The organism is Streptomyces kunmingensis, assembly GCF_039533535.1.
GTDB lineage: Bacteria > Actinomycetota > Actinomycetes > Streptomycetales > Streptomycetaceae > Streptomyces > Streptomyces kunmingensis.
Window position 1 is genome coordinate 53,851 of record NZ_BAAATS010000013.1, and the last position, 23,933, is coordinate 77,783.

At 70.3% G+C, this 23,933-nt stretch carries 19 protein-coding genes and 3 pseudogenes; 16 read left to right on the forward strand and 6 right to left on the reverse strand.

Annotated elements, in window-relative coordinates; all coding sequences use genetic code 11:
* The first annotated feature begins 42 nt into the window (after positions 1–42).
* Positions 43–1,524, forward strand: coding sequence for an MFS transporter (locus ABD366_RS16900; protein ID WP_344441995.1), 1,482 nt, complete (start codon positions 43–45; stop codon positions 1,522–1,524).
* An 88-nt stretch (positions 1,525–1,612) separates the two neighbouring features.
* On the opposite strand, the pseudogene ABD366_RS16905 reads toward ABD366_RS16900, so the two are convergent.
* Positions 1,613–2,827: pseudogene (locus tag ABD366_RS16905) on the reverse strand (AMP-binding protein); the annotation flags it as partial.
* 243 nt (positions 2,828–3,070) lie between these two features.
* On the opposite strand from ABD366_RS16905, the gene ABD366_RS16910 reads away from it, so the two are divergent.
* From ABD366_RS16910 to ABD366_RS16945, 8 genes are all read left to right on the forward strand, one after another.
* A complete protein-coding gene (locus ABD366_RS16910; RefSeq protein ID WP_324773007.1) occupies positions 3,071–4,303 on the forward strand; it encodes a PucR family transcriptional regulator in 1,233 nt (410 codons plus the stop codon).
* 92 nt (positions 4,304–4,395) lie between these two features.
* Complete coding sequence (locus tag ABD366_RS16915) at positions 4,396–5,409, forward strand: LacI family DNA-binding transcriptional regulator (RefSeq protein WP_324773005.1); 1,014 nt, start codon at positions 4,396–4,398, stop codon at positions 5,407–5,409.
* 124 nt (positions 5,410–5,533) lie between these two features.
* Positions 5,534–6,889, forward strand: coding sequence for an ABC transporter substrate-binding protein (locus ABD366_RS16920; RefSeq protein ID WP_324773003.1), 1,356 nt, complete (start codon positions 5,534–5,536; stop codon positions 6,887–6,889).
* Between the two features lies 1 nt (position 6,890).
* Entirely contained in the window at positions 6,891–7,841 is a 951-nt protein-coding gene (locus ABD366_RS16925; RefSeq protein ID WP_324772999.1) for a carbohydrate ABC transporter permease, read from the forward strand.
* A 24-nt stretch (positions 7,842–7,865) separates the two neighbouring features.
* On the forward strand, positions 7,866–8,744 hold the full coding sequence (locus tag ABD366_RS16930) for a carbohydrate ABC transporter permease (protein WP_324772997.1): 879 nt from the start codon (positions 7,866–7,868) through the stop codon (positions 8,742–8,744).
* A gap of 122 nt (positions 8,745–8,866) precedes the next feature.
* On the forward strand, positions 8,867–10,996 hold the full coding sequence (locus ABD366_RS16935; protein ID WP_324772996.1) for a right-handed parallel beta-helix repeat-containing protein: 2,130 nt from the start codon (positions 8,867–8,869) through the stop codon (positions 10,994–10,996).
* A 28-nt stretch (positions 10,997–11,024) separates the two neighbouring features.
* Positions 11,025–12,656 carry a glycoside hydrolase family 13 protein gene (locus ABD366_RS16940; RefSeq protein ID WP_324772994.1) on the forward strand — a complete coding sequence of 544 codons (1,632 nt, stop codon included), beginning with the start codon at positions 11,025–11,027 and terminating at the stop codon, positions 12,654–12,656.
* Between the two features lie 164 nt (positions 12,657–12,820).
* Positions 12,821–14,479: a CocE/NonD family hydrolase gene (locus ABD366_RS16945; protein ID WP_324772992.1), complete on the forward strand. Its 1,659-nt coding sequence runs from the start codon at positions 12,821–12,823 to the stop codon at positions 14,477–14,479.
* Here the strand turns inward: ABD366_RS16945 and ABD366_RS16950 are convergent.
* The 3 genes and pseudogenes from ABD366_RS16950 to ABD366_RS16960 all read right to left on the reverse strand — a co-directional run.
* On the reverse strand, positions 14,455–14,859 hold the full coding sequence (locus ABD366_RS16950) for a DUF1622 domain-containing protein (protein ID WP_324772990.1): 405 nt from the start codon (positions 14,857–14,859) through the stop codon (positions 14,455–14,457). The genes ABD366_RS16945 and ABD366_RS16950 overlap by 25 nt on opposite strands.
* A 70-nt stretch (positions 14,860–14,929) precedes the next feature.
* Positions 14,930–15,886 (reverse strand): S8 family peptidase, encoded by a 957-nt coding sequence (locus ABD366_RS16955; RefSeq protein ID WP_324772988.1) that lies wholly within the window; start codon positions 15,884–15,886, stop codon positions 14,930–14,932.
* A 79-nt stretch (positions 15,887–15,965) separates the two neighbouring features.
* Positions 15,966–16,187 (reverse strand): annotated as a pseudogene (locus tag ABD366_RS16960) (cbb3-type cytochrome c oxidase subunit I); the annotation flags it as partial.
* Positions 16,188–16,303: 116 nt separating this feature from the next.
* Between ABD366_RS16960 and ABD366_RS16965 the strand changes: the two are divergent.
* Positions 16,304–16,849, forward strand: a pseudogene (locus tag ABD366_RS16965) (RNA polymerase sigma factor).
* Positions 16,842–17,243, forward strand: a complete 402-nt coding sequence (locus ABD366_RS16970) for a hypothetical protein (protein WP_324772986.1) — start codon at positions 16,842–16,844, stop codon at positions 17,241–17,243. The pseudogene ABD366_RS16965 and the gene ABD366_RS16970 overlap by 8 nt, the downstream one beginning before the upstream one ends.
* 84 nt (positions 17,244–17,327) lie before the next feature.
* On the opposite strand, the gene ABD366_RS16975 is transcribed toward ABD366_RS16970, so the two are convergent.
* Positions 17,328–17,849, reverse strand: a complete 522-nt coding sequence (locus ABD366_RS16975) for a P-loop nucleotide/nucleoside kinase family protein (protein ID WP_324772984.1) — start codon at positions 17,847–17,849, stop codon at positions 17,328–17,330.
* 319 nt (positions 17,850–18,168) lie between these two features.
* Between ABD366_RS16975 and ABD366_RS16980 the strand changes: the two genes are divergently transcribed.
* The 4 genes from ABD366_RS16980 to ABD366_RS16995 all read left to right on the forward strand — a co-directional run bounded on the left by ABD366_RS16980 (position 18,169) and on the right by ABD366_RS16995 (position 21,665).
* Entirely contained in the window at positions 18,169–18,585 is a 417-nt protein-coding gene (locus ABD366_RS16980; protein ID WP_324772981.1) for a DUF6153 family protein, read from the forward strand.
* Between the two features lie 127 nt (positions 18,586–18,712).
* Positions 18,713–19,408 carry a DUF305 domain-containing protein gene (locus ABD366_RS16985; protein ID WP_324772979.1) on the forward strand — a complete coding sequence of 232 codons (696 nt, stop codon included), beginning with the start codon at positions 18,713–18,715 and terminating at the stop codon, positions 19,406–19,408.
* 134 nt (positions 19,409–19,542) lie between these two features.
* Entirely contained in the window at positions 19,543–20,022 is a 480-nt protein-coding gene (locus ABD366_RS16990) for a DUF4396 domain-containing protein (RefSeq protein ID WP_324772977.1), read from the forward strand.
* 77 nt (positions 20,023–20,099) lie between these two features.
* On the forward strand, positions 20,100–21,665 hold the full coding sequence (locus ABD366_RS16995; protein WP_411293829.1) for an amidase: 1,566 nt from the start codon (positions 20,100–20,102) through the stop codon (positions 21,663–21,665).
* Here ABD366_RS16995 and ABD366_RS17000 read toward each other — a convergent pair.
* Positions 21,644–22,954 carry a CynX/NimT family MFS transporter gene (locus ABD366_RS17000; protein WP_324772973.1) on the reverse strand — a complete coding sequence of 437 codons (1,311 nt, stop codon included), beginning with the start codon at positions 22,952–22,954 and terminating at the stop codon, positions 21,644–21,646. The two genes, ABD366_RS16995 and ABD366_RS17000, sit on opposite strands and share 22 nt — an antisense overlap.
* Before the next feature lie 152 nt (positions 22,955–23,106).
* Here ABD366_RS17000 and ABD366_RS17005 point away from each other — a divergent pair, with 152 nt between their 5' ends.
* Positions 23,107–23,901 carry an AraC family transcriptional regulator gene (locus tag ABD366_RS17005; RefSeq protein WP_411293830.1) on the forward strand — a complete coding sequence of 265 codons (795 nt, stop codon included), beginning with the start codon at positions 23,107–23,109 and terminating at the stop codon, positions 23,899–23,901.
* Positions 23,902–23,933 lie beyond the last annotated feature (32 nt).

Consider the following 23,933-nt stretch of genomic DNA (forward strand, 5'->3'; position numbering starts at 1 on the left):
GTGGGCGGGGACGACCTGGGAACTGGCCGAAGGGGCGGGGCGATGCATCGGGGAAGACTGTCGGCGCTGCTGGCCCTGGTGGCCCTCTCCGGATTCCTGACCACGCTCGACAACACCGTCATCAACGTCGCCCTGCCCACCGTGCAGGACGAACTCGGCCTGGACGTCACCGATCTGGAGTGGGTCGCGACCAGCTACGTGCTGTCCTTCGGTGCGCTGCTGCTCGCCGGAGGACGGCTCACCGACCTCCTCGGGCGCCGCTCCGTCCTCGCTGTCGGCCTCGTCGTGTTCACCCTCGCCTCCGCCGCGGCAGCCCTGGCCGGCAGCGGGACCGCGCTCGTCGTGGCCCGCGCCGTGCAAGGGTCCGGAGCGGCGCTCGTCATCCCCGCCTCGCTCGCGGTGGTCGCCGCGGACCTGCCGCGGCGGCGGCGCGCCACCGCCGTCGGACTGTGGACGGCCTCCCTCGCCGTCGCCCTCGCGCTCGGCCCGGTCATCGGCGGCTTCGTCACCGAACACTGGGGCTGGAGCTGGGTGTTCCTGCTCAATGTGCCCTTCGGGGCGCTCGCGCTGCTGCTCGTGCCCGCTGTCCCGGCCGCCGGGCGGCGCCGCGCCGCGGGCCTGCCGGCACTCCTCGACCTGCCCGGCGTCGCCTTGTCGGCTCTCGCCCTGTTCCTCCTCACCTACGCCCTGGTGAAGGGCGGCGAGACCTCCTTCAGTACGCCGCCCGTCCCGCTGTGCCTGTGGCTGTCGGCCGCGACCGCACTGACGTTCCTGGTGGTCGAGGCGCGGACTTTCCTGCCGCTGGTGGATCTGCGGATGCTGCGTGACCGGTTCCTCCTCGGCGGGATCGCCGCGCAGGTGCTCTGGGGCATGGGCGTCAACGGCGTGTTCTTCTTCACCGCCCTCTACCTCCAGCAGGTACTCGGTTTCTCGCCGGTGAGGGCGGGGCTCGCGTTCCTGCCGCTGGCCGGCGCGCTGCTGCTGTGCACGCCGTTCGCCGAGCGGGCCGCCCGGCTCGTGGGTGCCCACCGCTCCATCGCCGCCGGCCTCGTGCTCGTCGCGGCGGGTCTGCTGCTCGTCTCCCGGGTGGGGGCCGGCGCCTCCTACGCGGACCTGCAGCCCGGCCTCGTACTCATCGGCGTCGGCTCCTCGCTGACCACACCCCTGACCGTACGGTCCGTCGAGGGCGTCCCAGCCACCCGTACGGGCATGGCGTCCGGGCTGGTGAGCGCGGCACGCGAGATCAGCGGCGTGTTCGGCGTCGTCCTGGTCGGCATCGTGCTCACCCGCACCGAGCGCGACGCGCTGCACGACGGCGCCGACCCGCGCACGGCGTTTCTCGACGGATACGACACCGGGCTGCAACTGGGCGCCGGATGCGTCCTGTTGGGCGCCGTCGTCACCGGCGTCGCGCTGCGCCGCCCGGGCCGTCATCGCCGTCGCGCAGACCGAGCGGACCGCGCGGGCCGAGCGGGCCGAGCGGGCCGAGCGGGCCGAGCGGGCCGAGCGGGCCGAGCAGGCTGACGAACCCGTCGGGGCCGCGCGTCGCGAGCCGTCCCGTACGCAGCCAGCCGCCCGGCAGCAGGCCCGGAACATCGCCGACCTGGGGCCCGCGCAGCAGCAACTCGCCCGCGTGACCGGGCAGCGCCTCCGCCGCGAGCGCGCCTTCCACGGCGATCCGCACCTCCGTCCCGGGCAACGGGATCCCCGCCGTGCCCGAACGGGCGTCGGCCGTGGCCGGGTTGGCGAGCGCGACCCCGGCCGCCGCGACCGGCCCGTACGCCTCGACGACCCGGACGTCCAGGGCCGCCCGCAGCCGTTCGCCGGTGACGGCGTCCAGCGGGCCGGTGACGACCGTACGCACCGTGGCGAGGGCCTCCCACTCATGGGCGGGCCGCTCCAGGAGCAGGCGCAGCCCGGCGGGTGCCGCCGCGAGAACGGTCGGCGCGGCGCGGCGTGCGGCCCGCAGCGCCGTCGCGGGGTCGCCGCCGGGCACCAGGACGGTGCGGGCCCCGGTGAGCGAGGCCGCCACGCCCAGCGCGAGGCCGTGCGGTTCGCGCAGCGGCACCAGCGACAGCACCCGTACCCGCCGCTCCGCCGCCTCCGGACACCAGGACCGGATCTGGTGGGCCGCCGCGACGAGGTGCCTGTGCCGCAGTGTCAGGGAGGTGCCGTCATGGCGGGGCAGGACGACGGCGACGTCCTCGGGAAGCGGGCCGCCGCTCCTGCCCCGGCCCACGGCGTCGCCCCGGCGCCGGTCAAGAGCACCGTAGGCCACGAGCCGCACGGACTCCGGCGGTCGTCCCAGCCGGGGAGCGGTTTCCGGGGCAGCGGCGGAGGTGACCCGTTTCGCGGTTCCCGTCCGTGGCACCTCGACGGTCACGACCGCGGACAGCGCCGCATACCTCCCGGCCCGGGCCACTTCCGGCCCCCGCTCCTGCGGTACGACGGCGACCACGGCTCCGGCCACCGGCCGCCCGGGGTCCGCCGGGTCCCCCGGCACGACCACCGCCCCGAGCCGCCACACCGCATGACACATCACCACCAGTTCCGGACAGTCGGGAAGCAGCACCGCCACCCGGTCGCCGCGGCGCACCCCGAGCCGGTCGAGTGCCGCGGCGAGCCGCACCGCCGCCCGCCGCAGCGCACCGAAGCCAGTCCGGCGCCCCTGGCAGGAGAGCGCCGCACGGAACCGGAACCGTCGGGCCGCGTCGTCGAGCAGGTCCGCCAGCGTGACCTGGGGCAACGACAGTTCCCGCGGCACGCCGGGAGCGTAGAAGCGCAGCCAGGGTTCCGCCACGGGCTGCCGCGCGAACAGGTCCGTCATGTACGGATCGTGGCGCACGACACATCGCCGCCACTTGTGCCCGCACGCGCAGGAGGCGGCAGTGCTTTGTCACTCCAGTGACAGGAGTCACCCCGCAATCGCGCGTACGCGCCGGGCACGGCACCGGCTGTCACTCCAGTGACAAGGGTCACCGCCGAATCTGTACGCCACCGAGGGGCCCCGGACCCGGCCGGGCAGTATCGTCACCGGGCCCCTGATGACCCCACGCGCAGAGGGAGCCCCATGGTCGACGGAGCCCGCACCACGGCCGAACGCCCCACGAAGGACGCCGCGTTCCGGTCGTTCCCCGCCGAACTCCACGCCCAGCTGCGGCCGTTCCTCGGCGACCTCACCGACGAGGTCGTACGCGCCATCAGAACCGGGATAGCCGAGTACGCCCGGCCGATGGACGACACGTACATGCATGTCGTGCACCGTGGCGTCGAGCAGGCCCTGGAGGGGTTCCTCGCCCGGGTCGCCGACTCCGAGACCGACTGGGAGGACGTCAAGGCGACGTACCAGCGCATCGGCCGGGGCGAGGCCGACGAGGGGCGCAGCCTCGACTCGTTCCAGGCGGCGCTGCGGCTCGGCGCCCGCGTCACCTGGCGCCGGGTCAGCGAACTGGTCCGGGCCGACCGGCTCCCGCCGCACATCCTCGTCGCGTTCGGCGAGGCCATGTTCCTGCACCTCGACGAGATGGCGGCCGCCACCACCGCCGGGTACACCGAGGCCCGGCTGCACACCGCCGGTGAACTCCAGCAGCGTCGCAGCCGGTTGATCGACCTGGTCACCGCCGACCCGCCGGTCTCCCCCGAGGCCGTCGCCGATCTCGCGCACACCGCGCAGTGGCCGGTACCCCGGGAGATCGCGCTGGTCGTCGCCGAGGGCACCGGGAAGGGCGAGTTGCCGCGCCCGATCGTGCCTCCCGAGTTCCTGGCCCGGTTCGAGGGACAGTCCGGTGTCATCGTCGTGCCCGATCCCGAGGGCCCAGGCCGGGAGAGGGCCATCACCGGGGCCCTGCGCGGCCTGCGGGCCACGCTCGGGCCGACGGTCGCGCTCGACGAGGGCGCCCGTTCCCTGCGGTGGGCCCGCGACGCGCTGGACCTCGTGCGCCGTGGCGCGCTGCCCGCCCACGGCCTCGTCCGCTGCACCGACCATCTCGCCACGCTGCTGCTCTTCCGCGACGAGGATCTCGTCGACGCGCTCGCCCGCCGGCACCTCGGCCCGCTCGACGCCGTACGGTCCCCGCAGCGCGAGCGGCTGGCCGAGACCCTGCTGTGCTGGCTGAGCTGTGCCCGCAACGCGAGCGAGGTCGCCCAGCGTCTCGCCGTGCACCCCCAGACCGTCCGCTACCGGCTGCGCCAGCTGGAAGAGGTACTCGGCGATCAACTACGCGACCCGGCAGCCCAGTTCGAGATGCAACTCGCGTTACGGGCTCTGAGCCTGCGCCGCTCGCCGCAGGAGCCCGGCACGTGAACGGGCCCACGCGTCGACCCACCCCCCAACACCGTTGCAAGTTATTTGCGTAAGCCTGATCTCTTTTTGCGACGCGACTGTACTGTGTGTGCATGAACAAGAAGCTGGTCGAGGTCTCCCGGTTCGCGGGCGTCAGTGAAGCGACGGTTCGGCGCGCGCTCAACGGCAGCCCTCTGGTCGCCCCCGCCACCAGGGAGCGGGTCCTGAGGGCGCTGGACGTGCTGGGGCTGCCCAGGCCGACGGACGTGACGGCCGAGCGGAGCCCGCTGATCGGCGTGGTCGTGCCGGACCTGCAGAACCCCGTCTTTCCGGCGTTCGCGGAGGCAATCGCCGGCCGTCTCAACAAACGCGGCCTGGTCCCGGTGCTGTGCACGCGTACGTCGGACGGCGTCTCCGAGGCGAACTACATCGAGATGCTGCTGGCGCAGAACATCGGGGGGATCGTCTTCATCGGTTCCAGCTACGCCGACGCGGGCCCGGAGCAGGGCGCCGCACTCCGGGACCGCCGGGTGCCGTTGGTACTGGTCAACGCGGCCGACGAGAACCCCGACGCGGTGCGGATCAGCGCCGACGACTCGGACGCGGTACGGCAGTCGCTCACCCATCTGACCGGCATGGGGCACGAGCACATAGGCCTGCTGGTCGGTCCGGTCGGGCACGTGCCCTCGGCCCGCAAACTGGCGGCCTTCGCGGCGTTCTGGAAGGCCCGCGAGGTGTCCTCCGACCGCTGGATGCCCCTGGTCGGACACGCCCTGTTCTCCATGGAGGCGGGAGCTTCGGCGGCGGAGGGACTGCTGAAGCGCGGGGCCACCGCCCTCGTTTGCGGCAGCGACGAACTGGCGCTGGGCGCGGTGCGCGGGGCCCGCCGCCAGAACCTGAGCGTTCCCGGCGACGTGTCCGTGACCGGCTTCGACGACTCCCTGTTCATGGGCACGGTGGACCCGCCGCTGACGACGTGCCGGCAGCCGGTCGCGCGGATGGCCGACGCGGCGGTGGAGGCGCTGTCGCAGCAGATGCAGGGACACCGGATCGAGCCCGGAGTGACCCTGTTCGAGACGCAGTTGATCGTCCGCAGCTCCACCGGGAGACCGGCCCGACAGCGGTGACGTAGAGATTTTGCACTTTGTCATTGACTTTTTGCAGCGACGACTTCTACCTTCTGCGTGTCCGCTGGAGCTGTGAGCGACGGAGTTCACAGGCGCGGATGCATCGCAGGAAGGCTGATGTGTCATGGCTGGTATCCAGAGCCGTCGTCGGTTCATAGCCACAGGCGTGGCCTGCGCGCTCACCGGAGCGTTGGCGGCGTGCAGCGGCCCGTCGGAGACGGGAAGCGAGAACGGCGTCGTCACGATCTCCGTGAACGGCATGCCGCCCAAGACGCAGCCGGTGGACCGCAAGTACTTCGAGGAGGACGTCAAGGCCTTCGAGAAGGACCACCCGAAGATCAGGATCGACGCCCGTGAGGGGCAGATGGACCCCAAGACGTTCTCCGCCAAGCTGGCCGGAGGCCAGCTGGAGGACGTGTACTACGTGTACTTCACCGACCCCGCCGGCCTGATCCAGCGCCGCCAGGGCGCCGACATCTCGCAGTACGTGAAGGACATGCCGTACTACAAGGACATCAAGCCGGAGTTCCTGAAGGTGTTCACCGGTCCGGACGGCAGGCTCTACGGCCTGCCCAACGGTCAGTACTCACTCGGCCTGCTCTACAACCGCGACCTGTTCAAGAAGGCCGGCCTCGACCCCGAGACCCCGCCCGCTACGTGGGACGAGGTCCGGGCAGCCGCGAAGAAGATCAGCGCCCTGGGCGACGGCACCGTCGGATACGCCGACTACAGCAAGAACAACCAGGGCGGTTGGCACCTCACCTCCTGGGTGTACTCGATGGGCGGCGACATCGCGGCGAAGAAGGACGGCAGATGGAAGGCCGCCTTCGACAGTGACGCGGGGCGCAGGGCGTTGCAGACGCTGCATGACATGCGCTGGACCGACAACACCATGGGCTCGCGCCAACTGCTGCAGATCGAGGACGTCCAGAAGATGATGGGCGCCGGAAAGCTCGGTATGTACATGGCCGGGCCGGACAACATCCCCACCATCGTCAAGCAGTTCGAGCGCAAGTACGAGGAGTACGGGGTCGGGGCCATGCCGGGGCAGGCGACGCTCGGCGGCGGCAACGGCTTCATGTTCAACCCGAAGGCCTCGCCGGAGAAGATCAGGGCCGGTATCGAGTGGGTCCAGTGGAAGTACCTCAACCCGGACCGCACCGAGTTCGAGGACAAGCGCGCCGCCGGCAGTGACGTACCGATCGGCCTGCCTCTGGACCGCCTGTTCACCGGGCAGGCGGAGACCGAGCAGGACGCCGCGCACGCCAAGTACGCCAACGTGCCGACGAAGAACTACAAGCCGTTCGTCGAGCGCAACGGCGAGATCGAGCAGAAGGTCGAACCGCCGAACGCCCAGCAGATCTACACCGTCCTCGACGGCGTGATGCAGGCCGTGCTGACCAAGAAGGACGCCGACCTCGGCCGGCTCCTGAAGGACGCGGCCAAGAAGGTCGACGGCATCCTGGCGACGGTCAAGTGACATGGCGGCCCCGACGACCCTGACCCGGACACCCAAGCGTGCCGCCGGGCCGCGGCAGGAAGACGGGGTGCGCCCCCGGCCCCCGCGTAGACGCCGCATCCGGGAGAACGCCACCGCCTACGCGTTCCTCGCGGCAGGACTGATCTGCTTCGCCCTGTTCTCCTGGTACCCGATCGTGCGAGGGCTGCTGCTCGGCTTCCAGCAGGTCAGCTTCGCCCAGCCCGCCACCTGGGTGGGCTGGGAGAACTACCAACGCCTCTTCGACGACCCGCTGTTCGCCACGGCCTGGAAGAACACCGGCTACTTCACGCTCCTCGCCCTGGTCTTCGGCTTCGCCGCTCCGTTCGTGACGGCGGTCATCCTCAACGAGTTCCGGCACGCCCGGTCCTATCTGCGGATGACGGTGTACCTGCCGGTGATGCTGCCGCCGATCGTCACCATGCTGCTGTGGCGCTGGTTCTACGATCCGGGACCTGGCCTGTTCAACAACGTCCTCGGCGTGTTCCACCTGCCGGCCCAACAGTGGCTGGAGTCGGAGAACCTGGCCATGGTCTCCCTGGTCCTGGTCTCGACCTGGGCCAACATGGGCACCACCACGCTGATCTACCTCGCCGCCCTCGGCGCCATCCCCGGCGAGCTGTACGAGGCGGCCGAGCTGGACGGCGCGTCCATCCGGCAGCGACTGTTCCACGTGACCGTCCCGCAGATGCGGTTCATCCTGATGATCACCCTGCTGCTTCAGGTCATCGGCACCATGCAGGTCTTCGTCGAACCGTTCGTCCTGACCGGCGGCGGGCCCGACGACGCCACCGTCACCGTCCTGCTGCTGCTCTACCGCTACGCGTTCGTCTACAACGACTTCGGCATGGCCAGTGCCATGAGCACCGTGCTCTTCCTCGTCCTGGGAGCCTTCGCCGCCGTGTACCTGCGGCTGAGCCGCGGCAAGGGCTAAGAGGCTGTCTTCGAAAGGAACGCCATGTCCGCCTCGCGCACCCTCATCGCCCCCGCCGAGATGAACCGCCGCACCGGCCGCATCCTCTACCGGTTCGTGCTCGGCTCGACCGTCGTCGGCTTCACCCTCGCCTTCGTGTTCCCGCTGTACTGGATGGCGAGCGGCGCCCTGAAGTCCTCCACGGAACTGGCCGACCCCGATCCCACACTCTGGCCGCGGTCCTGGCACCCGGAGTCCTACTCCCAGGCGTGGACCAACGTCGGCCTGGGCCAGTACTTCCTCAACACCCTGCTGCTGGCCGCCGGCGCCTGGCTGATCCAGCTCATCGTCGACGTGGCCGCCGCCTACGCCCTGTCCAAACTGCGACCGGTCCTGGGCAACGTCGTCCTCGGCATGATGCTCGCCACGCTCATGCTGCCCGTCTCCGCCCTGCTGGTGCCGACCTACCTGACCGTCACCGACGTCCCCCTGCTCCACCTCAACCTGATCAACACGCCCTGGGCGATCTGGCTGCCGGCCTGCGCCAACGCCTTAAACATCTTCATCCTCAAGCGGTTCTTCGACCAGATCCCCGCCGAACTGCTGGAATCCGCACGCCTGGACGGAGCCGGTCCCGTCCGAGTCCTGTGGTCCGTCGTGCTGCCGCTGTCGAGGCCCGTACTCGCGGTCGTCTCCATCTTCGCGGTCGTCGGCGTCTGGAAGGACTTCCTCTGGCCGCTGCTGGTCCTCCCCGACCCGGCGCGCCAGCCCATCACCGTGGCCCTGAACCGCCTGGCCGAGTTCATGCCCGCCAACCAACTCCTGGCCGGCATGGTCATGGCCTCCCTCCCCCTGCTGGTGATCTTCCTGATCTTCCAGCGGCACATCATCGCCGGTCTGACGGCGGGCAGCCTCAAGGGCTGACACAGCCCCGCGACCACCGGCCCCCGTACCGCCCGATCACCGACCGACCCCCCAAGCGCCGCCGCGATCCCACCGGCGGACTTCACGGGCGAGCCGCCCCTCACCTGGAAGGACACACAGCCGTGTCAATCCACGCACGAGCCCCACGCATCCGCACCTCCGCCGCGACAGCGGCACTCCTCCTCGCCGTCACCGGCGCCGTCTCCTACAGCGCCCTCGCCCCGACCCCGGCCCACGCCGCGACCGCTCTCCTGGAAGCCGAATCCGCCACGCTCTCCGGCGGCGCGGTCGCCGAGCGGGAACACTCCGGGTACACCGGCACCGGCTACGTCGGCGGACTGACCGACCCCAACAAGGGCCGGGCCTCCCTCACCACCACCGTGCAGTCCACCTACGACGGCGCGGGCAACGTCACCCTCCGCTACGCCAACGGCACCGGCTCGAGCAAAACGCTGACCCTGTCCGCGGGCGGCAACAGCTCGCAGGTCACCCTGCCCGCCACGAGCGGCTGGACCTCCTGGGCGACCGTCGACGTCCCCGTCTCCTACGCCAAGGGCGCCAACACCCTCACCCTCGCCTTCACCGGCAACGACAGCGGCAACGTCAACATCGACAGCCTGACGGCGAACACCCCCGCCGGTTCCGGTGATCCGGGCCCGAGCGGCGCGGGCGCCACCACACCGTTCACCACGTACGAGGCAGAAGCCGGCACCTTCAAGGGCTCGGCCATCGGCCCCGACCGCACCTACCTCACCGTCGCCTCGGAGTCCTCCGGCCGCAAGGCGGTCAAGCTGACCCAGACCGGCGACTACGTCGAGTTCAAGCTCACCAAGGCCGCCAACGCCGTCAATTTGCGCTACTCGCTCCCCGACAGCGGCGACGGCAAGGGCCTCGACGCCACCCTCAGCGCCTACGCCGACGGCAGAGCCCTGCCCGACCTCCAGCTGACCTCCCGCTACTCCTGGGTCTACGGCGGCTACCCGTACTCCAACAACCCCGGCGAGGGCCAGGCCCATCGCTTCTTCGACGAGAGCCGCCTCAAGCTCGGCCAGACCCTGCCGGCCGGCACCGTCCTGCGCCTGCAGAAGGACGCCGCCGACCAGGCCGCCTCCTACACCGTCGACCTGATCGAGGCGGAGGAGACCGGCGCCGCCGCCACGCTGCCCAGCGGCTATGTCTCGGCCAAGGACCTCGGTGTCACGCCGGACACCGACAGGGACGTCACAGCCGCCCTCAACACCGCGCTCGAGACGGCGAAGAGCCAGGGCAAGGGCCTGTTCCTGCCCGCAGGCACGTACGTCATCTCCGACCACATCAACCTCACCGGCGTGAAACTGCGCGGCGCGGGCGTGTGGCACACGGTCCTGCGCGGAACCGGCCTCAAGGGCGGACTGTTCGGCCGGGGCGGCACCAGCACCGTCGAGAACCTGATGATCGACGGCCGGAACACCGTCCGCGACGACGCCGGCGGCCACGCCGCCGTCGAGGGGGACTTCGGCACCGGCTCCGTCATCAAGAACGTCTGGATCCAGCACACCAAGGTCGGCCTGTGGATCACCGGCCCGACCACCGGCCTCAGGGCGAGCGACCTGCGCATCCGCAACACCTACGCGGACGGTGTGAACCTGCACGGTGCGGTGCGGGACACCGTCGTCTCCAACAGCAGCATCCGCGGCACCGGGGACGACGCGCTGGCCATGTGGTCGGACGGAGCGGCGGTCACCAACAGCGCCTTCCGCAACAACACCGTGCAACTGCCCACCCTCGCCAACGGCGCCGCGATATACGGCGGCAGCGGCAACAGCGTGGAGAACAACCTCATCTCCGACACCGTCGTCGCCGCCGCCGGTGTCACCGTCTCCACCCGCTTCGGCCAGCCCTTCAGTGGTACCACCACCGTCTCCGGGAACGTCCTGCGCCGGACCGGCAGCATGGAGGTGAACTGGAACGCCAAGCTCGGTGCGGTGTGGGTCTACGCCGACCAGTCCGACATCACCCAGCCCGTCGTACTGAAGAACAACACCGTCGAGGACTCCACCTACAGCGGACTTCTGGTCTCCTATCAGAAGCAGGTCTCCGACCTGCGGGTGGACGGCCTCACCATCAACAGGACCGGCCACCGCGGCATCGAGGTCAACGCCGGCGGCAAGGGCACCTTCTCCAACACCACCCTCACCGGAGCGGCCGGCGGCGCACTCGACGTCGCGGGCGGCTTCACCATCCAGCGCGGAAGCGGCAACTCCGGCTGGTGACCCCGGCCCACTCACGAAGGCAGATCCCATGACCCCGCGCACCACCGACTGGTGGCGACACGCAGCCATCTACCAGGTCTATCCCCGCAGCTTCGCCGACGGCAACGGCGACGGCATCGGCGACCTGGCCGGCGTGCGCTCCCGCCTCGACTACCTCAAGGCCCTGGGCATCGAGGCCATCTGGTTCTCCCCCTGGTACCTGACCCCGATGGCGGACGCCGGCTACGACGTCACCGACTTCCGCCGGATCGACCCCCGCTTCGGCACCCTCGCCGAGGCGGAGAAGGTCATCGACGAAGCCCACGAGCGGTCGATCCGCATCATCGTCGACGTCGTCCCCAACCACGTCTCCAACGAGCACGCCTGGTTCACCGCGGCCCTGAAGTCCGTGCCCGGCTCACCCGAGCGTGACCTGTTCTGGTTCCGCGACGGTCGGGGCGCGCAGGGCGAACTGCCGCCGAACGACTGGCAGTCCATCTTCGGCGGTCCGGCCTGGACACGCGTCGACGACGGCCAGTGGTACCTGCACCTGTTCGCGCCCGAGCAGCCCGACCTCAACTGGCGCAACCCGCTCGTACGCGCCGAGTACGAGGACGTCCTGCGGTTCTGGTTCGACCGTGGCGTCGACGGCATCCGCATCGACTCCGCCGCCATGTGCAGCAAGGATCCCGCGCTGCCCGACTACGACCACAGCACCTTCCCCGACCCTCACCCCTACGTCGACCTCGACGCCAATCACGAGATCTACCGAGGCTGGCGCGCCGTCGCCGACTCCTACGCCGAGCCCCGGGCGCTGATCGGCGAGGTGTGGCTCGCCGACCCGGCCCGCTTCGCCCTGTACTTGCGCCCCGACGAGATGCACACCGCCTTCAACTTCGACTTCCTCGGCTGCAGTTGGGACGCGCCCAGCCTGCGCGCCTGCATCGACCAGACCCTCGCCGCCCACGCCGGCGTCGGGGCCCCCAGCACCTGGGTGCTCTCCAACCACGACGTCACCCGCCACGTCACCCGCTACGGCCGCCCCGACACCAGCACCGCGGCGGGCATCCGCCAGTACAACCCCCTCGTCGACGAGGACCTGGGCCGCCGCCGCGCCCGCGCCACGGCCCTGCTCACCATGGCCCTGCCAGGAGCCGTCTACATCTACCAGGGCGAGGAACTCGGCCTCCCAGAAGTCGAGGACATCCCCGCCGACCGCCGCGACGACCCGATCTACCACCGCACGGGCGGGACGGACCCCGGCCGCGACGGCTGCCGCGTCCCCCTGCCCTGGAGCGGCCACCAAGAGCCCTACGGCTTCAGCCCCGCCGACGCCACGGACCGCCCCTGGCTGCCCCAACCCGCCTCCTGGGCACATCTCAGCGTCGCCGCCCAGCAGAACGACCCCGCCTCCATGCTGCACTTCTACCGCAGTGCGCTGGCCCTGCGCGCCGCTCACCCCGCACTGGGCGACGGCCCCCTGCACTGGCTACCCTCCCCCGACGGCGTCCTCGCCTTCACCCGCGGCACCGATTTCACCTGCGTCGTCAATCTCTCCGGCACCCCCGTCGACCTCCCCGAGCACCAGGAGTTGCTCCTGTCCTCACACCCCCTGAACGGCACGCAGCTCCCAGGAGAAGCAAGCGCCTGGCTGCGCACCACCGTCCCCGACAACTCCTAAAAATCTGAACAAATACCGCGAACCGCGAATTTCCAGCCAACCACGATAAAGGCTCACCGACTACTCATCCCTCTCCCCCTCCACGTAGGAACCTCGTCGACGTCGTAGGCCAGCAGCTTGGCGAGCCCGGGTGCGCAGCCGGGCCGTTGGAGGGGAGTTCGGACATGACGTCTCAAGGACAGGGCGCAGCCCGCGAACAGGCACCGGTCAGCCTCTATCCGGAGATCGACGAGGCCGCGCTCCTGCGGTTCGTGTACTCGCTCGAGAGCGGTGACACCGCCGGGCTGTCCGCCACCCGCTCGGAGGAGGCCGCCGAGGCGCGGGCGCTGCTCCGCATGGGCCGGGTACGCGTACCCGGAGAGGGCGGCATCGAGCTCGCCGGGTTTCTGTGGCGGCACCGCGACGGGCATGCGCACCCGGCGATCGTGATGCCGTCCCCGTGGACGGACCTGGGCTGGCTGGCGTACGCGGTGCAGGGCACGCTGTTCGCGCTGAACGGCTACCACGTGCTCGCCTACACGGCCCGCGGCTTCGGTCAGTCGGGAGGTGAGGTGGAGGTGGCCGGGCCGGACGACGTCGCCGACGGAAGCGCCGCGCTCACCTACCTCCTCGATCAGACAGACGAGACCGTGCGGGGTGTCGGGTTCCTCGGTGACTCGTACGGCTCCGGCATCAGCCAGCTCGTCGCGGCGCACGACACACGTGTGACGGCGGTGGCCGCGCTGAGCACCTGGGGCGACCTGGGCCAGGCCTTCTACGAGAACGAGACCCGGCACATCGCCTCGGTGACCGCGCTGCTCAACGCCGCCGCGAACGCCCGCCTCAGCGCCCGCACCCGACAGGTCTTCGAGGACGTACTGGCCGGGCAGAACATCGAGCAGACGCTGCAATGGGCCGAGGAACGCTCCCCGTACACCCACCGGGACCAGCTCAACCAGCGCCGCGTCCCCGTGTTCTTCGCCAACGCCTGGCACGAGACGCTGTTCCCCAACAACCAGACGCTGCGGATGTTCAACGCCCTGGAAGGGCCCAAGCGGCTCGACTTCTCCATCGGCGACCACTCGGGACCCGAGATGAGTGGCATCCTCGGCCTGCCCAACCGCATCTGGCAGGACGCCCACCGGTGGCTGGACCATCACCTCAAGGGCGACGCCAACGGCATCGACAAGGAGGGGCAGTTGGTCAGTCAGGTGATGTGGGACAGCACGCTCGAGCCCTCCGCCACCTGGGAGGACGCCGTCGGCGAGCCCCACCGGCTGTATCTCGCCGGTACGGGTGCCGAGACCGGCGACGGCGCCCTCACCGACAAGCCCGAGAACGGCTGGACCCGCACCATCAGTACCGGCACCGACACCCCGGCCACCGTCGCCGACTCCATCATCAAGGCGGGCTACGCGGAGATGGCGGGCAACCCGAAGGTGTACGCGACCCGCGACATCAGCCGCAGCGCCGCCGGTGTATGGGCGGGAGCCCCCCTGAGCCAGCCCGCCCGGCTCCGCGGCACGCCCGTCCTCCACCTCAACTACGCTTCCAGCGCTGCCACTTCGACGTTCATCGCCCATCTCTTCGACGTCGGCCCGGACGACAGCGCACACATCATCACCCACGCCCCGTTCACCCGCTCCGACGGCCGGCCCGGCGAGCAGCTCTCCGTCCGGCTCGACCTTCAGGCCACCGGCTACGACGTCCGTGCCGGGCATCGCCTGATGCTGGTCATCGACACCCAGGACCCGTTCTACGCCGACAGCAACGGCCAGGGCGCCACCCTCACCGTCTCCTCCCCCGACGCACACCCGTCCTACCTGGACGTCCCCCTGGCCTGACCGTCCGGTTCGATCTCGGCCCGTTCCTGGGCGATCTCCCGTCCGAGGAAGTAGTTCAGCGCGGTCCGGATGCCCGCGATGGCCGCGAGCTGGCCGACCTCGGCGAAGCTCGGTGCGACCGCCGTGCGCAGCACGTCACCGGCGAGCTGGAACTCCAGGCCCAGGACGAGGAACCGCCCCAGGCCCAGCCGGATCCGGTTGAACTCGGCCACCTTGCCGCGCCCGCGCATACCCGCCCGGAGGACCCGGAGGAACTGTACGAACGCACGCGCGGCGCCGATGAAAATGATCAGGGCGCCCGCGGCCTCGACCAGCCTGACCAGCAGACCGATCACGTCGTGCAGGGCCGACTCTGGCAGCACTTCCGCCAACGGGGTCATTACTGGAGGTTCGTCCCCGACCACCCGGGAAACAAGCCGAGTTCACGCCCGACGAGCGCGGTGCTGCCGGTCAGGCTTTCCCCTTCTTCACCGCCGCCTCGGCGTCCACGACGCCCAGGCCCAGCTTGGAGCTCCTGCCCGGGTTGGAGGCGGTGTCGCGGATGGTGGCCATGATGTCGTCCGGCTTCGACCCCCCATGGTGCAGCAGGGCGGCGAGCGCGGAGACGTAGGGCGACGCCATCGAAGTTCCGGACAGTTCCCCGTACCCCGAGGTGTTCTTCAGCGACTCCTTCGTCCTGTACGTGGGCAGCGTGGACAGGATGTCGACGCCGGGCGCCGAAACGGCCTGCTCAGCACCGAAGTTGGAGAAGGAGGCGGCCTTGCCGTCCTGGTCGCTGGCGCCCACGACGAGGACGGGTGTGTCGACCTTGTACGGCTGGGTGTCCTTGCCGTCGTTGCCCGCTGCTGCGACGACGACGGCGCCCTTGTCGTGGGCGTGCTGGATGGCCCGGTTGAGGATGCCGCCTTGGAGGAGGTTCGACATCAGCGGGCCCTCGCCGAGGGAGAGGTTGATGACGTCGGCTCCGTGGTCGGCCGCCCACACGATGCCCTTGGTGATGTTCGCGTTGGAGCCGGAGCCGTCGGCGCCGAGCACCCGCACGGGCATGATCTTAGCGCCGGGCGCGCCGCCCGCGATGCCGATCCCGTTGTCGGTGTGGGCGGCTGCGATGCCGGACACGTGTGTGCCGTGGCCGTTCATGTCCTTGGGTTCGTCGTCGTTGTCGACGAAGTCGTGGCCGTCGACGAACCGCCCCTCGAGGTCGGGGTGGTCGAGGTCGGCTCCCGTGTCGACGACCGCGATCACCGTGTCGTCCCCTCGCGAGGACGTCCACGCGTCCGGCAGCCCGACGGCGTCGAGCGCCCACTGGTCGTCCCGCTCGGGGTCGGGCTTGCTGTCGTCACCGCACGCGGTGACCAGGAGCAGGGTGCCGGCCAGGCACAGGGCGAACGGAGTACGGATACGCATGGTCCGAGCCTGAGTGCCTGGTGCACGGAGCGCACGCGAAGGCGGGCCGATCGTGGCCCGCCACGTCACACAGGCCGCGTGTCGCGAACATCAGCAGCATGATCGTGCCGTGCATCGTGAAGGCCTGGTTGAACTGCTCGTTCGACATGATCTGCAAACCGGGCCGCGCCGGCTCCGCCCGCATGAACAGCGCGAGGACGCCACCTAGGCAGAAGAAGGCGAACGCCGTGACCAGGTAGAGCGTGCCGATGGTCTTGTGGTCCGTGCTGGTCAGCCACGTGACCCACTTGGAAGATCTCATACCCCGTACGTGTCCGGACGGGCCCCGCGCTTCACCGACCCGCCCGCTCCCACCCCGCCGGAAAGATCACACCAGCCGCCTGTGAAGATCGGTGCCGTGCCGGATATCTACGCAGCATGAGCACGACCGACGACGACGCCTTCGCGGCGGCCTACCGCACGCACTACTGGGCGGTCAGCCGCTTCGTGGCACGCCGACTCGATCCGGGCGCCGCCCACGAGGTCGAGGAGGTGGTCGCCGACGTCTTCTCCATAGCCTGGCGGCGCCGGTCGGAACTGCCACCGGAGACACCGCTGCCCTGGCTGTAGGCCGTCGCCCGCAACTGCCTCGCCAACACCGTGCGGGGCCTGGGCCGAAGACGCCGTCTGCTCGACCGCATCGGCCACCACGAGAGCGCCCACCGCAGGCACATCGTGTCCGGCCCCGACACCGAACGGCCCGGCGCCTGGGTCCGCGAGGCGCTGGCCCGTCTGAACCCCGCCGACCAGGAAGCCCTGCGCCTCACCACCTGGGAGGAACTCACCCTCGATGAACTGGCCATCGCTCTGGAATGCAGCAAGGCCGCGGCGGCGATGCGTCTGCACCGCGCCCGGCGCAGACTGCGCGCCGAGATCGACCGGATGAACATGACCGTGACCGCGGGAGACCACGACCGTGCCTGAACCCCTCGACGACCTCGCCCTCCTGCGCGCCGCCGACCCCGTGCCGGCGCAAGGCCCCCGCTACGCCGACGGGCCCCAGCACCACCGCGCCGAACGCGCCCTCGACCAGCTCCTCCACAGCAGCCGGACTCGCCGCGCCGGCCGCGTCCTGGTGCTGCGCGCCGAGATCGCCGTGTGCGCGCTCGCCGCACTGCTCGTCCTCGTCCTGTCCTACGCCGCCGCTCCCCCGGCGTCCGCGACGCCGCCCCCCGCGGGCGCACGTTCCGCCCAACGAGCAGTCGAACTCCTGTCGGTGGCGCCCGAGTCCGGGCCGCCCGAGAAATCCGGTGCATCCGAACCCGGCTCGGGAACGGAAGAGGTACTTGAGACAGCGGGCCCTGCCCCCGCCTGCTGACTCCACCGCTGTCGGTGGCGCCGGACGCCTGCACGCTCCGGCGCCACCGGCGTTCACTGATACCCCGCGCTGCACCCCTCGACCTCAGCTCTTGACGGCCCCCGCGATCTGCTGCGCCGCCTGGGCCGGTGTGATGTGCGTGGTGTCGACGACCTCCGCCTCGTTGTGCAGCCAGGTCCGGGCCGCTTCGGCGTACGGCTCGAGGTATTGGAATCGGAATGCTGAGGGGCCCATGCCGGCGTCTCCCTCGATGCGCCCGCGAAGGGTGTCCTGGTCGGCGTGGAGGACGAAGTGCCTTACCGGGATGCCGTGTTGGGCGAGTCCCTCGCTGATCTCACGCCAGTACTGCTCGACCAGGACCGTCATGGGCACCACCAGAGTGCCGCCGGTGTAGTCGAGGACGCGGCGGGCGGTCTCCACGACGAGCGGCCGCCACGGCGGCCAATGCTGGAAGTTGTCCGTCTCCGGCAGGCCCGGCTTGATGTCCATGAGCGTCTCACCCACCTTCTCGGCGTCGAAGACCCGCGCGTTCGGCAGTAACTGCTGCACGAGAGGGCTGGTGGTCGTTTTGCCTGCGCCGTGCGTTCCGTTGAGCCATACGATCATGCGTCCGACGCTAGCGGCGTACGGGCCGCGGGCTTGTGCCGAACGCGTCACAGGACGGGCACGACGGCCGAGCGCGGCGGCACGGACAGGGCGCGGCCGAGCGCGGTGCCGACACGTTCCGCGTACTCCGGCAGGTGAAGGGCGGCCCACCGGGTGGCCAGGTCACAAAAGTCGGTTCGAGGAGTTCCTGGCCCGGCAGTCGGCCCCCGGCGAGCAGTGACACGTCGGGGCGCGGACTGGTCCGCCGGTGCGCGGTCCCTGGCCACTCCATCCGCTTGAGCTCGCACCGCCCGTTCGAAACCCGATCTACGATGATCCCGTGATCCCCGCCGTACCGCCGCCGAACCGACGCCCCGCCGGGCGCGGCCTCGCGCTGCTCGCGTTGGTGGCGGCCGTGCTGATCGGCGTACTGGCGATGCACGGGCTGGGGCCAGAACCGACGCCGGCGAACGCCTCGGCCCGGAGCAGCGGCCACGGTATGGAGAGGGTCCATGAGAGGACCGTCGACCGCGTGGCCGGGGAGTGCTCGCACGGCACCGGCGGTTCGGGGCATGCCCATCACGCGGATGCGACCTGCGCGGCGGCCGGTATCGGCGCCTCCTACGCTCCACCCCCGCTGACCTCCGCCCCAGGCCTCGCGCCGACGGCACAGGTGCTGCACTCGGGTAAGGCCGGGGCTCCTGAGAGCGAGCGTGCACCGCCCGACCTGGCCGAGCTGCAACTCCTACGGATATAGAGCGGCCCGCACGGCACCTCGTTGCCCGGAACCGTCCGGGTCGAGCGGTGCCGCGTTCCGGCCATGCTCTCTTCCGCTTCCGCGCACGCCCCGATGTCAGGGCTGCGCATCAAGGAGTCGCTCCGACATGAACACGAACCTCATCCGCCGCGCGGCTCTCGCCGCTGCCGCGGGCGCCGCGTCCCTCGCCCTCGCCGCCTGCGGGTCCAGTAACGACTCTTCCGCCGGGCACGACGGCAACGACTCGTCGCCCTCGCGCTCAGCGTCCGCCTCCGCCTCCGCCTCCGCCACGGCTCCCCGGGGTCAGCACAATGCCGCCGACCTCGCGTTCGCCGAAGGGATGATCCCCCACCACCGCCAGGCCGTGGAGATGGCCGACCTCGCCCCCGACAGGGCCGGGTCGGCCGAGGTCAAGAAGCTCGCGGACGAGATCAAGAAGGCGCAGGACCCGGAGATCAGGACCCTCTCGGGCTGGCTCGTGTCCTGGGGCGAGCAGGTTCCCGCCGAGGGGGCGATGAACCACTCCATGCACGGCACGAGCAGTACAAGTGCCACGAGCGGCAGGGACGGCATGGGCGGCATGGGCGGCATGGGCGGCATGATGACGGCCGAGGACATGAACCGCCTGAAGAAGACGTCCGGTGACGCTTTCGACACCGCCTTCATGCACTTGATGATCAAGCACCACGAGGGCGCGGTGGACATGGCGCGGACCGAGAAGGCAGCCGGCTCCTTCCCCGCCGCCAAGAAGATGGCGAACGCCATCATCGCGTCGCAGACCGCCGAGATCTCCTGGATGAACAAGCTGCTCGGCATGAGCTGACCCGACGGTTCACGGGGGCCGTGCCGGCTGCTGAGCGGGTACGGCCCCTTCCTGCCCCACTCTCGGAATACCCCCTGGGGGTATATGGTTCACCGTGGTCGGAGGCACGGCAACAGGACAAGGGGATGACAGCCATGGACCACAACGGACACCAAGAACATCATGGGCAGCACGAACATCACGTGACCTGGAAAGCCGCGGCGAAAGCGACGCTGCACTGCCTCACCGGGTGCGCCATCGGCGAGATTCTCGGCATGGCGATCGGCACGGCCTTGATGTGGGGCAACGTGGCCACCATGATCCTGGCCATCGTCCTGGCGTTCGTGTTCGGCTACTCGCTCACCCTGTTCGCCATCCGGAAGGCGGGCCTGGACTTCAGGACCGCCGTCAAAGTGGCGCTGGCCGCCGACACCGTCTCCATCATCGTGATGGAACTGGTCGACAACGGGATCATCGCCCTGGTCCCCGGCGCGATGGACGCGCACCTGAACGAGGCCCTGTTCTGGACCTCACTGCTGGGCGGCTTCGTGATCGCCTTCCTGCTGACAACTCCGGTGAACAGGTGGATGATCGGCCGCGGCAAGGGCCACGCCGTCGTCCACGCCTACCACTGACGCCTGATGTAGACGGGATACACCCTTGCGCCGGACGCTTCCCGTGTAGTCCGCTGATCCGCATGGGGAAGAGGAGCATGGCCGCAATGACCGCCGCCCTTGCCGCGGGGTCCCTTCTGATGGGCGTACCGGATGCCGGTGCGCACGCCTCGCAGCAGGGCACCGCCGGTTCGTCACCGCCGGCCCGCTCCCTTCTCGCACCCGGGATCGACCTGGACACCGTGACCATCCCGGAGTTGCAGGCGCGCATGAAGGACGGTTCGCTGACCGCTTCGACGCTGACCCGGGCCTATCTCCGGCGGATCGAGCACGTCGATCCCAGAATCCACTCGGTGCTGCGCACCAGCCCCACGGCCCTGCGGCAGGCGGCCGCCAGCGACGCCAGGCACCGACGCGGCAAGACCCTCGGTCCGCTGGACGGCATTCCCGTGCTGCTCAAGGACAATGTGAACACCCGCTCCATGCCGACGACGGCCGGGTCGCTCGCGCTCGCCGGGAGTCCGCCCGGCACCGATGCCGTGCTCGTGACCCGGCTGCGGAAGGCGGGTGCGGTGATCCTCGGCAAGACCAATCTGTCCGAGTGGGCCAACTTCCGTGCGGCGAAGCCGACATCGGGGTGGTCGGCGGTGGGCGGGCAGACCCACAACCCGTACGTCCTCGACCGGAATCCGTGCGGTTCTTCCGCGGGCTCGGCCGCCGCGCTCGCCGCGTCGCTGTCACAGGTGGCGATCGGCACCGAGACCGACGGCTCCATCGTGTGTCCGGCCGGGATGAACGGCGTCGTCGGCCACAAGCCCAGCCTCGGCCTGGTCAGTCAGTCGGGCGTGGTGCCGATCTCCGCCGAGCAGGACACGGCCGGGCCGATGGCCCGCAACGTGATCGACACGGCGCTCACCCTCTCCGTACTGAGCGAGGGCCGGGACTCCCGTGGCGAGAACACGGCGGCGGCACCGCAAGGCTCCAGCCTCCGCGGCAAGCGGATCGGCCTGTGGCGCCTGCCCTCGCTCGGGCCCGAAGTGGACGCGGTGATGACGCGCACGGCGAAGAAGCTGCGGCAGGCCGGAGCCGTGGTCGTCGAGGTGACACCCCCGTACCAGGCGCGGCTCGCGGAGCTCGAATTCCCGGCGCTGCTCAGCGAGTTCCACCGGGACATCGACGCCTACCTCGGTACGCGTGAAGGGCCTCGCGACCTCGCCGAGCTGATCGAGTTCAACCGCTCCCACCCCGCGGAACAGACCTGTTTCGCCGGCCAGGAACTGTTCGAACAGGCCCTCGCCTCGCCGTCCACCACCGACCCCGAATACCGTGCCATGCGCGCCGAGTTGAAGGACCTGTCCCGGCGTTCCATCGACGAGACCATGGTCTCCCACCGCCTGGATGCCATCGCCGCGCCCACGAATCCGCCTGCCTGGACGACCGACTGCGCGCGCGGCGACAACGACGTGATCCCGTCGTCCACGCCGGCGGCCGTCGCCGGTTACCCGTCCCTGTCGGTGCCCGCCGGATACGTAGGTGAACTGCCCGTCGGCCTGCTCCTGATGGCCGGCGACCGCCAGGACGCCGAGCTCCTGTCGCTGGGATCCGCGGTGGAACAGCGGCTGAAGGCCTGGCGAGCGCCGCGCTACCTGAGTACGTGGCGTTGACGGCCGGCCAGCACCCCGGCCCACAGCTGCAGGGCGAGCAGGCCGATGAGTGTCATGAGCGGGATGCTCCAGCCGCCCGTCGCGGTGTGGAGGGCGCCGAGGCCGATGGGGCCGAGACCGGCCAGGAGGTAGCCGAGTCCCTGGGCCATCATGGAGACATGGCCGGTGTGCCGGGCGTCGGGTGAGCGCCAGACGATGTAGGTGAGGGACAGGCTGAGGGAAGCGCCTTGGCCGAGCCCGAGCATGGTCATCCACACGTATGCCGCCGATGTGGGGGCCGCGGCCAGGCCGGCGAAGGCGGCGCCGGTCAAAGCGACGGCGATCGCGACGGGAAGCCACGTCGGACGGGTCCGCCTGGCCATCGCGGGTGTCACGAGTGAGGCGGCCATGCCGAGGAAGGCCGCGTACGACAACATCCAGCCGGCCGAGTGTGCGTCCATACCCGCGTCCTGGAACAGGGTGGGAACCCAGGTGAGGGTCGCGTAGTAGCTCATGCTCTGGAGACCCATGAGCGCGGTCACGGCGATGGCCACCGGATCACGCATCAGGGCGCGGACGGACGGCTCGCCCGCATCCGCCCGGGCATCGGCCTCCGCAACGGCCGGCTCGCCTGCATCCGCCCGGACATCGGCCTCCGCAACGGCCGGCTCCTGCATCCGGGTGCCGCGGACGGAGGTGTGCCGCAACTGCGGGATCAGGATGAGGAAAGCGATGAGCGCGGGGATCGCCCACAGCGCCAGAGTGGGTCGCCAGCCGCCGCCGCCGACCCATGAGAGCAGCGGCACCGTCGCGCCGGAGGCGAAGGCGGCGCCGACGGAGAGTGCGGTCGAGTACAGACCCATCATCAGGCCGACATGGCCCGAGAAGTCCCCCTTGATGGCGGCGGGCATGATGACGTTGGCGATCGCGATCGAGGCACCGACGACGACGGTGCCGGCGAAGAGGCCGGTGAGACCGGGCTGGAGGCGCAGGGCGATGCCCACGGCCAGCGCGATCATCGTCGCTCCGAGGAGCCGGTGCAGGCCCAGGCGGCGGCTCAGTGCCGGGGTGACGAAGGCGAAGGCGCCGAACGCGATGACGGGAATGGTGGTGAGGAGGCTGACGACGACCTCGGAGAGGCCGAGGTCCGCCTGAATGTCCGAAAGCACCGGGCCGACCGAGGCTACGCCGATGCGCAGGTTGAACGCGGCCGTGAGGAGCCCGACTGCCAGCACGGCGGTACCGAGGCCGCCGCGGGCCCTGCTGCCGGGCCGTGTTCGCGGCGTCGGTTCTTGAAGGAGGTTGGTCACTGGGTTGTCCTTTCGATCCCCGGGGCTACGGCCACAGTTCATCCGAGGGGGATCGAGGCGGCCAACTGATAAACTGACGAGCAATGCCTGAAACCCGCCACACCCGCCACACCCGCCCCACTTCCCAGACCTCCCAGACCCGCTCTACGTCGATGCCGCACGAGCACGTACTTCGCGAACACGTGTTTCTACTCGGGCACGACGAGCGCACCCCCGAGCACCGGCACACGCGCGGGCATCTGGTGTATCCGGCCACCGGCGTACTCTCGCTCGTGACCCCGGTGGGTTCCTGGATCGCCCCGTCGAACCGGGTCGTCTGGATTCCCGCGGAGTTCGCGCATCAGCACCGCGCGCACGGCCGGACCGACATGCGCATCGTGTTCATGGCGCCGAGCCTGGCCGCGCTGCTGCCCGCGCATCCCGCGGTGCTGGTCATGACGCCGCTCGCGCGTGAGGCCACCTTGACCCTGACCGGCTCCGAGCCGCGTTCCGCGGGCGCACGCTCACGGCTGCGCCGGGTCATCATCGACGACATCACCACCGCGCCCGAACAGCCGCTGCATCTCCCCGAGCCTCATGACGACCGGCTCCGTGCCGTGGTCGCCCTGGTGGAGGAGGGGATGGCGGAGCCGCTCACACTCGGCCGGCTCGGACATCAGGTCGGTGCCAGTGAACGCACGCTCAGCAGGCTCTTCCAGCAGGAGACCGGCATGAGCTTCCCCCAGTGGCGCACACAGCTTCGCGTACACCGTGCACTTCTGCTGCTCGCCGGCGAGGTCTCGGTGATCAACACGGCGTCGGCCTGCGGGTGGGCGAATCCGAGCGCCTTCATCGACGCGTTCACGTCGCTCGTCGGACAGACACCCGGCCAGTACCAGCGTTCCCTTCGGGAGGACGCGAAGTCAGCCGACCATGCGGGCAGCCACCGCTCCGGACAAGTGCACTGACCGGAAAGGGCGTTGACCACCCGGGGTGGTGC